The organism is Streptomyces sp. NPDC005141, assembly GCF_053599975.1.
On record NZ_JBSFYW010000004.1, the window covers coordinates 42,689 to 56,452 of the forward strand.

14 protein-coding genes are annotated in these 13,764 nt (G+C 72.3%); 4 read left to right on the forward strand and 10 right to left on the reverse strand.

Translation table 11 applies throughout. The features are described from left to right. Nucleotides 1–4: 4 nt before the first annotated feature. From ACWD68_RS04350 to ACWD68_RS04360, 3 genes are all read right to left on the reverse strand, one after another. Complete coding sequence (locus tag ACWD68_RS04350; RefSeq protein WP_451804961.1) at nucleotides 5–667, reverse strand: TetR/AcrR family transcriptional regulator; 663 nt, start codon at nucleotides 665–667, stop codon at nucleotides 5–7. Beyond that, entirely contained in the window at nucleotides 664–2,118 is a 1,455-nt protein-coding gene (locus ACWD68_RS04355; RefSeq protein ID WP_451804962.1) for an MFS transporter, read from the reverse strand. The genes ACWD68_RS04350 and ACWD68_RS04355 overlap by 4 nt, the downstream gene beginning before the upstream one ends. Before the next feature lie 110 nt (nucleotides 2,119–2,228). After that, entirely contained in the window at nucleotides 2,229–3,431 is a 1,203-nt protein-coding gene (locus ACWD68_RS04360) for an FAD-dependent monooxygenase (protein ID WP_451805146.1), read from the reverse strand. Nucleotides 3,432–3,769: 338 nt separating this feature from the next. On the opposite strand from ACWD68_RS04360, the gene melC1 reads away from it, so the two are divergent. Both melC1 and melC2 read left to right on the forward strand, forming a co-directional pair. Further along, nucleotides 3,770–4,174: an apotyrosinase chaperone MelC1 gene (gene melC1, locus ACWD68_RS04365; RefSeq protein WP_451804963.1), complete on the forward strand. Its 405-nt coding sequence runs from the start codon at nucleotides 3,770–3,772 to the stop codon at nucleotides 4,172–4,174. 33 nt (nucleotides 4,175–4,207) lie between these two features. Next, nucleotides 4,208–5,032, forward strand: a complete 825-nt coding sequence (melC2, locus tag ACWD68_RS04370) for a tyrosinase MelC2 (RefSeq protein WP_451804964.1) — start codon at nucleotides 4,208–4,210, stop codon at nucleotides 5,030–5,032. Between the two features lie 152 nt (nucleotides 5,033–5,184). On the opposite strand, the gene ACWD68_RS04375 is transcribed toward melC2, so the two are convergent. From ACWD68_RS04375 to ACWD68_RS04395, 5 genes are all read right to left on the reverse strand, one after another. Continuing rightward, nucleotides 5,185–5,442, reverse strand: a complete 258-nt coding sequence (locus ACWD68_RS04375) for an outer membrane protein assembly factor BamB family protein (protein WP_451805147.1) — start codon at nucleotides 5,440–5,442, stop codon at nucleotides 5,185–5,187. A gap of 21 nt (nucleotides 5,443–5,463) precedes the next feature. Then, complete coding sequence (locus tag ACWD68_RS04380) at nucleotides 5,464–7,191, reverse strand: serine/threonine-protein kinase (protein WP_451804965.1); 1,728 nt, start codon at nucleotides 7,189–7,191, stop codon at nucleotides 5,464–5,466. A gap of 327 nt (nucleotides 7,192–7,518) precedes the next feature. Next, nucleotides 7,519–8,226, reverse strand: a complete 708-nt coding sequence (locus tag ACWD68_RS04385; RefSeq protein ID WP_451804966.1) for a ribonuclease H family protein — start codon at nucleotides 8,224–8,226, stop codon at nucleotides 7,519–7,521. Nucleotides 8,227–8,265: 39 nt separating this feature from the next. Beyond that, nucleotides 8,266–9,264 (reverse strand): ArsR/SmtB family transcription factor, encoded by a 999-nt coding sequence (locus ACWD68_RS04390; protein ID WP_451804967.1) that lies wholly within the window; start codon nucleotides 9,262–9,264, stop codon nucleotides 8,266–8,268. Nucleotides 9,265–9,392: 128 nt separating this feature from the next. After that, the gene (locus ACWD68_RS04395; RefSeq protein WP_451804968.1) at nucleotides 9,393–10,187 is read right to left on the reverse strand and encodes a VOC family protein; all 795 of its coding nucleotides are present in this window, start codon (nucleotides 10,185–10,187) and stop codon (nucleotides 9,393–9,395) included. A gap of 141 nt (nucleotides 10,188–10,328) precedes the next feature. On the opposite strand from ACWD68_RS04395, the gene ACWD68_RS04400 reads away from it, so the two are divergent. Next, nucleotides 10,329–11,345 carry a zinc-binding alcohol dehydrogenase family protein gene (locus tag ACWD68_RS04400; RefSeq protein WP_451805148.1) on the forward strand — a complete coding sequence of 339 codons (1,017 nt, stop codon included), beginning with the start codon at nucleotides 10,329–10,331 and terminating at the stop codon, nucleotides 11,343–11,345. Between the two features lie 61 nt (nucleotides 11,346–11,406). Continuing rightward, on the forward strand, nucleotides 11,407–12,630 hold the full coding sequence (locus tag ACWD68_RS04405; RefSeq protein ID WP_451804969.1) for a PP2C family protein-serine/threonine phosphatase: 1,224 nt from the start codon (nucleotides 11,407–11,409) through the stop codon (nucleotides 12,628–12,630). 5 nt (nucleotides 12,631–12,635) lie between these two features. Here the strand turns inward: ACWD68_RS04405 and ACWD68_RS04410 are convergent, their stop codons facing one another. After that, nucleotides 12,636–13,031, reverse strand: coding sequence for a nitroreductase/quinone reductase family protein (locus ACWD68_RS04410; protein WP_451804970.1), 396 nt, complete (start codon nucleotides 13,029–13,031; stop codon nucleotides 12,636–12,638). Between the two features lie 206 nt (nucleotides 13,032–13,237). Next, a complete protein-coding gene (locus ACWD68_RS04415) occupies nucleotides 13,238–13,720 on the reverse strand; it encodes a VOC family protein (protein WP_451804971.1) in 483 nt (160 codons plus the stop codon). Nucleotides 13,721–13,764: the final 44 nt, after the last annotated feature.

The following is a 13,764-nucleotide window of genomic DNA, read 5'->3' on the forward strand; positions in this document are numbered from 1 at the left end:
CCGCTCACGGCTCGAGCTGGGCCTGCACCGCCGGTGCGTACCGGTCGACGATGGTGTCGATCGTGGTGGCGCGCAGGTGCGGGCCACGGGCGATGCCGTACATCACGCCGAGGCCGAGCAGGGTGCTCACGGCGAGTTCCGCGCGCAGGCCCGCGTCCGGCCCGCTCAGCCGCCCGGCGAGGCGGTCGCTGACCTGGGTGCGGAAGTTGGCGCGCAGTATGTCGCCCTGTTCCCCCTGGAGCGGGGCGAAGACGATCCGCAGGACGGGGTCGGCGCCGCGCTGGGTCTGGCCTTCGAGGAGGTGCCGGACCATGTGCCGGCCGAGCCCCTCCAGCGGGGCGTCCAGCAGCGCGTCGGCGTCGGACTCGAAGGACATGACCCGGGCGAACAGCGCGTCCTTGTTGCCGAAGTACTTGAGGATCAGCGGCGCGCTCACCCCCGCCCGGTCCGCCACCGCCTTGAGGGTGATGTCCGCGTGGGCGTGCCGGGCCAGCAGATACCGGGCCGCGCGCAGGATCGCCGCCTTGCTCGCCTCGGCGTCGCGCCGGGGCGCGGGGGCTGTCTCCCGGTCCGGGTCCGAGGGAGCGGCGGCGGCCTGCGGCTCGCCGGGCAGCGGCACGGTCGGGGACGCCGTGCGACCGGATGGCGGGGTGGTCACGGTGCTCATGCTCCTTCGAGGGCCTCGTCGCGGGGTGCGCCGGTACGGCGGCCGGTGCGCCGGGTCTCGCGGGAGGCCGGGTCGGCGGGGTCGGCGGGTATCGACAGGGCGGCCGCACAGGCCACCAGTGCGACCGTACCCGCCATGGCGAAGGCCAGCAGATAGCCGTGCAGCGTGGGCACCGGGGCCCCTGCCACGAGGTTCGTGTGATGCACCAGCACGGCGGCCACCGCGGCGCTGCACACGGCCTGCCCGATGGTGCGCATCAGGACGTTGACGCCGTTGGCGGACGCCGTCTGCCCGGCCGGAACCGCGCGCAGGATCAGGGTGGGCAGCGCGGAGTAGGCGAAGGTGGTGCCGATCGCGCAGACCGTGGCGCCCAGGATGATCATCCAGAGGTCCCGGCTGTCCACGATCCGCAAGACGTAGCCGGAGGCGATGATCGCGGTGCCGAGGGCCAGCGTCACCCGGGGTCCGCGGGATGCCGAGATGCGCGCCGAGACGGGCGAGAGCAGCAGCATGGTCACCCCGCCGGGCAGCAGGCACAGGCCGGTCGCCACGATGGACAGGCCGAGCCCGTAGCCGGTGGCCGCGGGCGCCTGCACGAGCTGCGCGGTGACCAGCGAGTTTCCGTAGAAGGCGAAGCCGGTCAGGAGCGCGGCGATGTGCGGCAGGGCGACGCGCGGGCGGGCGGCCAGCCTCAGGTCGACGAGGGGGCGTTCGGTACGCAGCTGTTGTCGCCACCAGAGCGCGAGGACGGCGGCGCAGGCGGCGAACAGGCCGAGGATCGCGGGGCTGGCCCAGCCCCAGGCGCCGCCCTGCGACACGGCGAGCAGCAGACACACCAGTCCGGCGGCCAGACCCAGCGCGCCCACCGTGTCGAAGCGGCCCGGCTCCCGGACGGGCGACTCGCGCACCGCCCACCAGGCCAGCGTCAGCCCGACGGCACCGAGCGCGGTCGTCGCCCAGAACATCACGTGCCAGTTGGCGTACTGCACCAGGAGGGCGGCGAGGGGGAGACCGAGGGCGGCCCCGATGCCGACGGTGGAACTCATCAGCGCGACGGCGGAACCCGTGCGCTCCGGCGGCAGTTCGTCGCGCAGGATGCTGATCGACAGCGGGACCACGGCGGCCGCCGCGCCCTGCAGCGCCCGCGCCACGATCAGGACGCGGATGTCCGAGGTGAGCGCGCACATCAGCGAGCCGAGCGTCATCATCCCGAGCGCCATGAGCAGCACGCGCCGCTTGCCGTACATGTCTCCCGCGCGGCCCAGAACGGGAGTCAGCACCGCTCCGGCGAGAAGGGTCGCCGTCACCATCCAGGAGACCGCGCCCGGCGAGGCGCCGGTCAGCCGGGGCAGGTCGGGCAGCAACGGGACGACCACCGTCTGCATGACGGCCATGAGTATCCCGCCGAACGCCAGGACGGGGATCGCGAGCCGCTCGCGCAGAGCCGCCATCGGCACTCCAGAAGTAGACGCGGAGAAAGAGGTGAATGGCAATTCACCATAGCGGTGAATTGCCATTCACCTCAAACCCTTCCGCTTCTCGCGAGGTGGCCCGAGGGCGTCTACCGGTGCGCGCGGGCCTGCACGCCGCGGGCCACCTTCGGCCCGAGCCAGCGCTTGAAGCGGCGCAGCGCCTCCAGGCGGCCGGCGGCGCGGTCGATCCGGTAGTACAGCTGCGGCGGTACGTACGGCAGCAGCGGCGAGTGGCGCTGCCCGAGCAGGGCGAACATCTGCGCCGGCGGAAGGCGGATGTAGCGCGGCAGGTCCTCGTACCACTGCGCACTGTGGCGCGCCGCACTCTGCACCGACAGGAGCTCCGCCTTGCGCTCCCGCTCGTAGCGGGCGAGGGCGGTTTCGAGGTCAGCGTGTTCCCGCAGCGCTCCGGCCAGGGAGATGGCGTCCTCCAGGGCGAGGGTGGTGCCCGCGCCGATCGAGTAGTGGGTGGTGTGGGCGGCGTCGCCGAGCAGGACGAGGTTGCCGCGGTGCCAGGTCCGGTTGGTCAGGGTGCGGAAGTTGAGCCACTGGGCGGTGCCGTCGGCCTGCGCCCGGCCGATCAGCTCGTGCCCGTCCAGCAGGTCGGCGAAGAGCTTCTCCAGCAGCGCGAGACCGTCGGGCTCACTCGCCGTGTCGAGCCCGAGGCCGGACCAGGTCCGCGGGGAGCACTCGACGACGAGGGTGCTCCGGTCGTCGCCGAACCGGTAGGCATAGCACCAGATCCAGCCGTGGTCCGTGTCCACGAAGGAGAAGGTGAAGGAGTCGAAGACCTTGGTGGTGCCGAGCCAGACGTAGTAGTTGCGCCCGAGGCTGATCTCGCTGCCGAAGTGGTCGGCGTGGCGCTCGCGCAGGGCGCTGTTGACTCCGTCCCCGGCGACGACGAGGTCGGCGTCGGGCAGCCGGTCGGCCGTGATCTCCCGCTCGTACTCGACGCGCACCCCGAGGGAGCGGGCGCGGTCGGCAAGCAGATCGAGCATCCGTTGGCGGCCGATGCCGAATCCCTCGTCGCCGGGGTGCACGGTCGAGTGGTCGCCGACATGGGCGACCCCTTCGTTCCAGGACACCGAGTTCTCGCTGACGGCGAGCGCGGACGCGGGGTCGCCCTCGCGCAGCTTGTCGAGCAGGCCCGCCCAGTAGGTCACCCCCCAGCCGTAGGTCGATCCGGCCGGGTTCCGCTCATGGACGGTGATGTCATGGGACGGGTCCTGGAGCTTCATCAGGATCGAGAAGTACAGGCTTGCGGGTCCGCCACCGACGCACGCGATCTTCACGCGCACTCCCCTATGTTGCACAATGCGGTCAGTTGATCACGAAGGGTAGCAGGGGGTACCACCCCCGGGGTTCACGCCAGATCGCGAGCGTGAGCCGCGCCACTGACCACGGGTCGCAGCCGCAAGATCATCGACGCCGGGCCTCCCGACAGGAGGATTTCCGCCCGCGGGTGCGTCACGCACACCCGGGACAGCAAGATCATCTTCGTTCAACCTTGCACGACATATACGCGATTGTCCTGATCGCGGCCAACCGACATTCGGCGATTTCTCCCGCTGTTTGACGACCCGATAGGCATATCGGGTCATCAACACAGCTGATCACAGGAGGTCTCCGCATGCCGGAACTCACTCGTCGCCGTGCCCTCGGGGCCGCTGCCGCACTGGCCGCGGCCGCCGGCGCCCAGACCCTTGCCGCGTCCGCCGCGTCCGCGTCGCCGGAACGGCCGACCGTCCCGCGGTCGTCCATGGCCGACCACCACCACGGCGGCCCGGAAGCCTTCGACGAGGTGTACCAGGGGCGCCGGATACAAGGCCGCCCGGTCACCGGGGGCGGCCACCATCACGGCGGCGGATACGCCGTGTTCATCGACGGCAAGGAGCTGCACGTGATGACCAACGCGGACGGCAGCTGGATCAGCGTCGTCAGTCACTACGACCCCGTGCCCACCCCGCGTGCCGCCGCGCGGGCCGCCGTCGTGGAGCTCCAGGGGGCGCCGCTCGTGCCCTTCGCAGCCAACTGAACCACCCCGCAAGAAGATCGTGGAGTCCCGCACATGACCGTACGCAAGAACCAGGCGAACCTCACCGCCGACGAGAAGCGGCGTTTCGTCGACGCGCTGCTCCAGCTCAAGCGCAGTGGAAAGTACGACACCTTCGTCACGACGCACAACGCCTTCATCCTCGGTGACACCGACAACGGCGAGCGGACGGGCCACCGTTCACCGTCGTTCCTGCCCTGGCACCGCAGATTCCTTCTCGAGTTCGAGCGGGCCCTCCAGGCCGTGGACCCGTCGGTGGCGCTGCCCTACTGGGACTGGAGCAGCGACCGTACGACGCGCTCGTCCCTGTGGGCGCCCGACTTCCTCGGCGGTACCGGACGCAGCCTCGACGGCAGGGTGATGGACGGCCCGTTCGCCGCCTCGGCGGGCAACTGGCCGGTCAATGTGCGCGTCGACAGCCGTACCTACCTGCGCAGATCCCTGGGCACCGGGGTCCGGGAACTGCCGACCCGCGCCGAAGTGGACTCCGTGCTCGCCATGGAGACGTACGACATGGCGCCCTGGAACAGCGCCTCGGACGGCTTCCGCAATCACCTCGAAGGCTGGCGGGGTGTCAATCTGCACAACCGGGTGCACGTGTGGGTGGGCGGCCAGATGGCCACCGGCGTCTCCCCCAACGACCCGGTCTTCTGGCTCCACCACGCCTTCATCGACAAGCTGTGGGCGGACTGGCAGCGTCGTCACCCCCGCTCCGGCTATCTGCCGCTCGCCGGCACCCCGAACGTCATCGACGTGGGCGAGACGATGAAGCCGTGGAACGACACGCGGCCGGCCGACCTGCTCGACCACACCGCTTTCTACACGTTCGACGCCGCCTGATCCCGGCCTGCCCGTGCCCGTCGGCCCCTGCCTGGGGGCCGACCGGTCACGGGCCGACCGGTCACGGGCCGACCGGTCACGGGCCGTCGAGTGCGGACCGGCCCGGCGCCGGTCGCGCCGCTGTCCGTCCCGTGGCCTCGGTTCCTCTCCAGCTAGGTCGCCACCGCGTGGAGGTAGCCGTTCTCGCTGCTCACGAAGGCCACCCCGTCCACCACGGCCGGTGTCGAGTACACGGGCGCACCGGTGTCGAACTTCCAGTGTGGTTCACCGGTTTCGGCGTCCACCGCGTACAGGTGGTGATCGGTGGCGCCGATGTAGACCGCCCCGCCGGCCACGACGGGCGAGGCGAGGCCGCTCCTGCGGCTCGAGAACTTCCACCGTCCGTGACCGCCGGTGTCCACCGCGCGCAGCTTGCCGTCGGCCGTGCCGGCCTAGACGACCCCGTCGGCGACGGCCGGCGCCGAGAACGCCGCGCCGACATCGGGCGACTTCCAACGCTGCTCGCCGTCCGCCGCGCGCACCGCGTAGAGCGTGCCCTGGTCACTGCCGGCGTAGACCACGCCGTCGACCACGGCAGGAGGGCCGAACACGGTGCCCTCGGTGGCGAAGCTCCAGCGCTGATCGCCGGTGGCCGCGTCCACCGCGTACAGATTCCCGCGGCTCGCCGCGTACACCAGTCCGTCGGCCACGACCGGACGCCCGGACACGAAGCTGTCGGCGCGGTGCACCCAGCGCCGCTCGCCCGTCGCGGCGTCCACCACGTGCAGGCCGCCGTCCGCCCCGCTGACGTACGCGACGCCGTCGGCCACGGCCGGTGAACCGGGGCCCGCGGCGAGGACCCGCCATCGTTGTTCACCGGTGGCGCCGTCCAGGGCGTAGAGGTGGTCGTCGACGCTGTTGAGGTAGACCACACCGTCGCCGACGACGGGCGACCCTAGGCCCACGCCGGAGAGAGGGCGCTTCCAGCGTGCCCGGCCGGACGAGACGTCCACCGCGCACAGGGTGCGTGAACCGCTGATGTAGACCGTGCCGTCGGCGACCGCGGGCGACGCGTACACGAGCCCTCCGACAGGGAACCGCCACAGCCGCTCGCCCGGGGCGGGCCGCGGTCTTCGGCCGGAGGACCCCAGGTCGTGGATGTTCCAGCCGGCCAGGACGAGGCCGGTGACGGCGGCCCCGAACCCGAGGATGCGTCGCCGGGAGGGGCCGCCCGCAGGCTCCGCGGTCTCTTCCGCCGCCTCGGAGGCGGGCGGTCGCGTCCGCTCCGTCGCCGCGCGGAGCATGGTGGTGACCGGCTCGGGGAGCCAACCGGGCCCAGTGTGCGCGGGGTTGACCCCCGGGCCGCTCTCAGGGGCTGTCGCGAGCCGCTCCAGGAGCTCGGCCACCTTGGGCCGCGCCGCCGGGTCCTTGGCCAGGCAATCGGCCACCAACACCCGCAGGAGAGGCGGGATTCGGGCCAGGGCGGGCTCCTCGTGGACGACCCGGAAACTCAGCGCGTGCGACGGGCCGCTGCCGAACGGTCCGGTTCCGGTCGCGGTGTACGCCAGGACCACGCCCAGGGAGAAGACATCGCTCGCCGCTCCGACGGGCTTGCCGGTGAGTTGCTCGGGGGACATGAAGCCCGGCGTGCCGACGGCGCCTCCGGTGCGGGTCAGCGCGCTGGCCTCCCCGGCGACGGAGATCCCGAAATCGATCACGCGGGGTCCGTCCGCCGCGAGCAGGATGTTCGACGGCTTGAGGTCGCGGTGGACCACGCCGGCCGCGTGGATCGCCTCCAGCGCCTCGGCGATACCCGCTCCGAGCGCCAGTACCGGCCCCTCCGCCCAGGGGCCGTGGACAGCCACGGCCTCTCCCAACGCGATCCCGGGTACGTACGCCGTCGCGAGCCACGCGGGTGAGCCGTCCGGATCGGCGTCGACGACGCCCGCGGTGAAGACGCCGTTCACCCGTCGGGCAGCGGCCACCTCCCGGGCGAACCGGCGGCGGAACTCGGCATCCTCCGCCAGTTCCGGGCGCACCAGTTTGACCGCCACCGCACGCCCTCCGGGCGACCGGCCCAGGTACACGCGTCCCATCCCGCCCGACCCGAGCCGCGCCACGATCCGGTAGCGCCCGATCTGTCGCGGATCCCCCGCCTCCAGCGCCTCGAATGCCTCCACACAGCCCCCGCCCGTGCCCCACGCCCCGGCATCCGCCGAAGGTCCCCTTATCCTCCCCGACCGGTACCGCGTTCGCACTACCGTCCGGATACGACGTCGCGATCCGCCCGGACGACTCAACAGGCCGATCGCGCAAGGTGTGTTCGGGGCGGGAAGCCGGTGCCGGAAGAGGACGCGGGAAGCCGGTGCCGGAAGAAGACTCCGCGATCCGGGGAGGTCCGGATACCGGTGGTTCGGGGAGACCCGGGCCCGGTGGGTTCCGGGAACGCCACCGCACAGGCCGACATCGGCACCGGAGCGCCCGCGGTGCGGGGAACGCCGGAACTGTCAGGCGCCGCCCGACTCCTCGGTCCGGCACTCCGGGTGACCCCAGCCCTGGGCGTTCTTGGCGATGGGCTCGCCCGCGGCGTAGGAACGGCCGCAGACGCAGCGGCCGGAGAACTTGGCCTTGATGGTGCGGCTCGACGTGCTCTGCCGGGCGGCCTTGGCCGCGGGGCGGCGGCGGGAGGCTCCGGAGGGGGCGGGGGTGTCGGGCGACGCCGGAGGCTCCGGGGACCCGAGGTCGCTGCCCGCCGACTGCTGCACGATCGCGGCCTGGCTGGCGGCACGGTCGGCGAAGTCGTTCAGCCGGTCGCCGTCGACCTGGTGGGCGGGGACGTAGCGGAACTCCACCGTGCGGCCGTCGAGGAGTTCGTCGATCCGCGCGACCAGTTCCTGGTTGGCGACGGGCTTGCCGGCGGCCGTCTTCCAGCCCTTGCGCTTCCAGCCCGGCAGCCATGTCGTGACGGCCTTCATCGCGTACTGGGAGTCCATCCGGATCTCCAGCGGCACGTCCGGCGCGATCGCCGTCAACAGGCGTTCCAGCGCGGTCAGTTCGGCGACGTTGTTGGTCGCGGTGCCCAGCGCTCCCGCCTCCCAGCGGGTCGGGGTCTCGTCTCCGTCGGCGACGACCCAGGCCCATCCGGCGGGTCCCGGGTTTCCCTTCGAAGCCCCGTCACAGGCGGCCACAACACGTTCAGGCATGCCCCCGATCATGCCACGCCCGGCCGAGGACACCGCCCAGGGGGCGCCGGCTCACCGCACCCCGGAGAAGCCCGCGGTGTCCAGCAGGCGCAGGCCGAGCGGGGTGGCCGCGTGCAGCACGTACTTCCCGTCACGACGGCTGGCCACCAGTCCCCCGTCGCGCAGGACGCCGATCTGGTAGCTGACGCTGGGCATCGCGATCCCCACCGCCTGGGCGACCTCGGAGGTGGTGCGGGCGCTGCCGAACGCCACCTCGGTCAGTACGGCGGTCCGGGTCCGGCCCAGCAGGCGTTCGATCCCGTCGTCCGAGTTCCGCGCCACGGTCAGCGGGGCCTTGGCCACCGGGTAGACCAGTACGGGATCGAGCCCGGGGTCCGCCAGCGCGGTCGGGCGGCGCCAGCAGAAGAAGGAGGGGACGAGCAGCAGACCGCGACCCTCCAGATGGAGATCGCGGTCGGTGGGATAGTCCACCTCGAGCACCGGGGCCCGCCACCGCGCCAGCGGCCGGAGCCCCTCGAGCAGCGCCTGCGTCCCGCCGTCCAGGACGGTCCGGGAGCGCAGGTCGACATCGTTGCCGACCGCCGTGCGGATGTGCGGCCAGTACGGCTCCAGCAGGGTACGGAAAGAGGCGGCGAGGGCGCCTGCCAGGGACCTGAGCGTGTCGTCGCCGGGGCGCCCCAGCGAAGTCGTCCAGGTGGGCAGCGGACGGGACTCGGCCAGCCGGGTCAGCTCACGGGTCAGCCGCACCCGTGGCGTGCGCCGTAACTCGTCGAGCCCGGCCGGGAGCCCGCCGCCGGTGACCGGCGGGGTGAGGAAGTCCGGGATGTACCCGACCGCCGGGATCAGTGCCCGCAGCGGGCGCAGCGCGCGGCCCGCGAGCGCGTCCGTGGCGAGACGCTCGCGGGCGGCGCGCCTCCAGTGCCCGAAGTCCAGCGGCCCCTGCCCCGTCTCCAACCGGCAGACGCCGCAGATCAGTTCCCACAGCGGATCCGGCTGCCGGGCCACGCGGATGTTCTGCAGATCGTGCGAGGTGAAGTGAATGCGGAGCATGCGGTCTCTTTCGCTCGCCGTCCTGGTGGGGGATCCGGCCACCCGAGGGTGCCACGGCCACAAGGAGGGACGAATACCGCAAGCGTGTGGTTGCCCACGCGCGGGAAGGCGTCAGGACACGTCCTCCATCACACGTCGTTCATCTTCGGCATCTCACCCTGAGTCGTCGACATGTCGATGACGGAGAACGACGCGCCCTGCGGGTCGCTGAGCGCCGCGAACCGGCCGAACGGGCTGTCCATCGGCCCGAAGCGCAGGATCCCACCGCGCTCGGTCGCCTTCGCCACCGCCTCGTCGCAGTTCCCGACGGTGAAGTAGACGTTGACGTACGACGGCACCTCCGGCGGGAATTCGTCCGTCATCCTCATCCGGCCGAGGACCGGCTTGTCGCCGATGCTGAAGATGCGGAAGTCGACGGCGTCGTCCTGCACCTGCTGGGCGCTGAAGGGGAAGACCGCCGGGAAGAACGGGTCGGACTTCTCGGGCTCGCGGGTGAAGACCTCGGCCCAGGCGTACGCGCCGGGCTCACCGATCGACTCGAAGCCCTCGTGGACGCCCGCCTGCCAGACGCCGAAGACGGCCCCACCGGGGTCCCGGGCCAGCGTCATGGTGCCGAAATCGCCGACCTGCATCGGCTCCATCAGCACCTCACCACCGTTGGCCCTGATCTTCGCCGCGGTCGCGGCGGCGTCGGGCGAGGCGAAGTACAGGCACCAGGCGGACTGGCCCTCCTGTCCGGGCATCGGCGGCACCACGGCGGCCACCGCCTTGCCGTTGGAGTACGCCTGCGTGTAGTTGCCGTACTCCGAGGACGCCTCGCCGAACGTCCAGCCGAGTACGTCTCCGTAGAAACTCTTGGCCCCTTCGACATCGCTGAACATCGCGTCCGCCCAGCAGGGCGTTCCTTCAGGCTGTACGGCCATGACTCGACCTTCTCCGGTTCGGTGAACGGTTGCGCTGTTCACGCTAGCCAGCCTTCGTCCGGGCCGCGCGCCGAGGAACGGGCGCTGGACGACACTGGAGGGCGGGCCGACCTGGTCGTCGACGGGACGGGGTACGAGATGATGCGGGCGTGGGAAGTGGCCGGACCGGGGCCGATCGAGGAAGAGCCCCTTCGACTCGTCGAGAGACCGGTGCCGGCACCGGGACCGGACGAACTGCTGGTGCACGTCCGCGCGTGCGGGGTGTGCCGCACCGATCTCCATGTCACTGAGGGCGACCTGCCCGTGCGCCGCCCGGGGGTCACGCCGGGCCACGAGGTCGTCGGCGTGGTGGCGGGGACCGGCGGCGCGGTGAGCGGCTTCGCCCCCGGCGACCGGGTGGGCGTCGCCTGGCTGCGCCGCACGGACGGCACGTGCGGGTACTGCGTGCGCGGGGCCGAGAACCTCTGCCCGGCGTCCGAGTACACCGGCTGGTACGCCGACGGCGGCTACGCGGAGTACACGACGGTCCCGGCCGCGTTCGCCTACCGGCTGCCCGAGGGCGTGGACGACGTCGCCCTGGCGCCGCTGCTGTGCGCGGGCATCATCGGCTACCGGGCGCTGCGCAGGGCCGCGCTGCCGCCGGGCGGCCGGCTCGGCCTGTACGGCTTCGGCGGCAGCGCCCACCTCTGCGCGCAGCTCGCGCTCGCCCAGGGCGCCACCGTGCACGTACTGACACGGGACCCGGCCGCGCGACGGCTGGCTCTCGCCCTGGGGGCCGCGTCCGCCCGCGGGGCGTACGACGAGCCGCCCGAGCCGCTGGACAGCGCGATCCTGTTCGCGCCGGTCGGTGATCTGGTCCCGGTCGCGCTGCGGGCGCTGGACCGCGGCGGTGTCCTGTCGGTCGCGGGGATCCATCTGAGCGACGTCCCGCCGCTGCGCTACGAGAGCGACCTGTTCTACGAGAAGGAACTGCGCAGCGTCACCTCGAACACCCGCGAGGACGGACGGGACTTCCTGGCACTCGCGGCCCGCCACGGCATCCGCGCCACGACACACGTCTATCCCCTGGACGGGGCACAACAGGCCCTGCGCGATCTCAAGGCGGGCCGCTTCGACGGGGCGGCGGTGCTGGTGAACGACCGCCCGCCGAAGAGCTGAGCATGCGGGCACGCCGCCCGCGTGCGTGGATGGACCCAGGCGGTGCTTCGGTGGAGGTGCGATGGCGGGCCCGGGCGGTGACGACACTGCGGGTGCGGGGGTGCCGTTCGGCGCCATGGAGGACGCCGTCGAGTCGATCGGCACCAGGCTCGACGAACGCACCACCTGTGCGGAACTCGCGGCGTTCGTCCACCGGCACTTCTGCGACGCCGCCGCGGTGGACCTGCTGCCCAGTGACGTGGCGGCCGACCATCACTCCCCGGCCCCGGAGCTCTCCCGCGTCGCCACGGCCGGTGCCACACGGCTGCTCACCCCGTCGGACGGTCCGCGCCCCCTGTCCGTCCGGGCGCTCGACGAGGGGCATCCGATCGCCGCCTCGATCGACCTGTCCGGGCGGATCCCGCGGCAGGTCATGACCGTGCCGCTGCTCGCGCACGGACGCCTCTACGGGGTGCTGCTCGCCGTCCGGCGGGGAGCGGCGTTCACCGACGCGGACACGTCGGGCACGCACTACGCGGCGCGCCTCGCCGCCGTGCACCTCGGCCACTCCCGCCGGCACAACGCCGTCCGCAGCACGGTCCTGGACCTCCAGCGGGCGCTGCTCGCCGAACCGGGCCGGCCGCATCCGAACCTCGACCTCGCCACCCGCTATCTTCCGGCCGGGGGCAGCACCCTGGTGGGCGGGGACTGGTTCGAGACCGTGCGGCTGCACTTCGGGCGGACCCTGCTGGTCGTGGGGGATGTGATGGGCCATGGTCTGGACGCGGCGGTGGACATGAACGCGTACCGCTCGATGCTGCGTTATGTCGCCTCCACGGATCTGCCGCCCCACCGGGTGCTGCGCCGTCTGGACGCGGCGGTCGCCGAGGACGGCACCCGGCGACCGGCCACCTGTCTGCTCGTCCGGGTCGATCCGGCGCGCGGCACCGCGGCGATCGCGGGCGCCGGGCATCTGCCCCCCGTCCTGTTCGCCGGGGACGGCTCCGGCGAACTGCTGCCGCTGCCGGTCGGTCCGCCGCTGGGCACGGGGGTGGGCGGTTATGAGCAGGTGACCCGCGAGCTCTCCCCCGACGACACCCTGGTGATGTTCACCGACGGTCTCGTGGAGCGCCGCGGCGAGGACATCGACGAGTCGCTGGCGAGGCTGGCGGCGCTGCGTCTGCCGCCGGGTGCGGGGGTCGACGACCTGCTCGACGAGGTCCTCGTCAGGCTCGACGCCCGGCACGCGGAGGACGACGTGGCGGTGCTGGCGGCCCGGATCCGCCCCCGGAACCACACGGCCTGACGCGGTCAGTCGGTGAGGTCGACGCGCACGGTGGTGAGCGCGGCGCCGACCAGCCGGACGGCGGCGCTGTTGAACCGGGGCAGGGTCTTCAGCCGGGCACGGGCGTCGTCCCCGTGGAGCACCTGCGCGGTGCCGGCGTACCAGCGCCCTCCGACCCGGACGCGGACCTCCGGATCGGCCAGGATGTTGCGCACGTACTGCGACCGGTCGCCGTACTCGGAGACGAACCAGAACTCCCGCCCGACCAGCCGGCCCCCGATCGGTGTCCGGCGCGGCAGACCCGAGGTGCGTCCGGTCGTCTCGATGAGCGTCTGCACCGGCAGCCGCTTGAGGACGGGATTGCCGATCCGCCGCTGGAACGCCGTGACCGTCCGGTACTTCAGCTCGTGGTAGCGCGACATGCGTGATCCTCCCCTGGGCCGTGGAACGCCATTCTGCGGGTCCCGGGAGCACGCCACCGCACCGCCCCCACCGGTCCGGGGGCGCTTGCGCCTCCAGCACCGTGTGCGGGTGGCGCATGACGCCGGCCTGCCGTGCGGGCGCGCGAGGGGTGCACGCCGTCCACGGCACCCCTCGCGCTCTCCGCCCGGCCCGCGACGCCGGTCGGCTACTCCCCCGCGTACACCTTCTCCAGGGCCACGATGTCCAGCTTGGACATCTGGAGCATCGCCCGCGTCGTGCGTCCCGCCTTCTCCGGGTCGGAGTCGCTGATCAGCTCGATGAGCCGGGAGGGGACCACCTGCCAGGACAGTCCGTACTTGTCCTTGACCCAGCCGCAGGGGCCCGCCTCACCGCCGTCGTCGATGAACCTGTTCCAGTAGTGGTCCACCTCTTCCTGGTCGGCGCAGTGGATCTGGAAGGAGATCGCCTCGTCGAACGTGAACTGCGGCCCTCCGTTGAGCGCGACGAACTTCTGGCCGTTGGCCACGAACTCCGCCGCCAGCACCGAACCGGCGGGTCCGGGCCCGGCCTCGGTGTAGCGGCCGATCCTGCCGAGCTTGGAATTCTTGAAGATCGACACGTAGTAGTGGGCGGCCTCCTCGGCCTGGCCGTCGAACCACAGACAGGTGGTGAAACCGTCGGCGGGCATGCGTACCTCCTCGGGCGGGAAACGTCGTCACTACTGTCGACTGA

What these genes read in the sequence shown, in the direction of transcription:
- ACWD68_RS04350 (WP_451804961.1), bottom strand. Translation starts at nt 667, where the DNA reads ATGAGCACCGTGACCACCCCGCCATCCGGTCGCACGGCGTCCCCGACC.
- ACWD68_RS04355 (WP_451804962.1), bottom strand. Translation starts at nt 2,118, where the DNA reads ATGGCGGCTCTGCGCGAGCGGCTCGCGATCCCCGTCCTGGCGTTCGGC.
- melC1 (WP_451804963.1), top strand. Translation starts at nt 3,770, where the DNA reads ATGCCGGAACTCACTCGTCGCCGTGCCCTCGGGGCCGCTGCCGCACTG.
- melC2 (WP_451804964.1), top strand. Translation starts at nt 4,208, where the DNA reads ATGACCGTACGCAAGAACCAGGCGAACCTCACCGCCGACGAGAAGCGG.
- ACWD68_RS04385 (WP_451804966.1), bottom strand. Translation starts at nt 8,226, where the DNA reads ATGATCGGGGGCATGCCTGAACGTGTTGTGGCCGCCTGTGACGGGGCT.
- ACWD68_RS04390 (WP_451804967.1), bottom strand. Translation starts at nt 9,264, where the DNA reads ATGCTCCGCATTCACTTCACCTCGCACGATCTGCAGAACATCCGCGTG.
- ACWD68_RS04395 (WP_451804968.1), bottom strand. Translation starts at nt 10,187, where the DNA reads ATGGCCGTACAGCCTGAAGGAACGCCCTGCTGGGCGGACGCGATGTTC.
- ACWD68_RS04400 (WP_451805148.1), top strand. Translation starts at nt 10,329, where the DNA reads ATGCGGGCGTGGGAAGTGGCCGGACCGGGGCCGATCGAGGAAGAGCCC.
- ACWD68_RS04405 (WP_451804969.1), top strand. Translation starts at nt 11,407, where the DNA reads ATGGCGGGCCCGGGCGGTGACGACACTGCGGGTGCGGGGGTGCCGTTC.
- ACWD68_RS04410 (WP_451804970.1), bottom strand. Translation starts at nt 13,031, where the DNA reads ATGTCGCGCTACCACGAGCTGAAGTACCGGACGGTCACGGCGTTCCAG.
- ACWD68_RS04415 (WP_451804971.1), bottom strand. Translation starts at nt 13,720, where the DNA reads ATGCCCGCCGACGGTTTCACCACCTGTCTGTGGTTCGACGGCCAGGCC.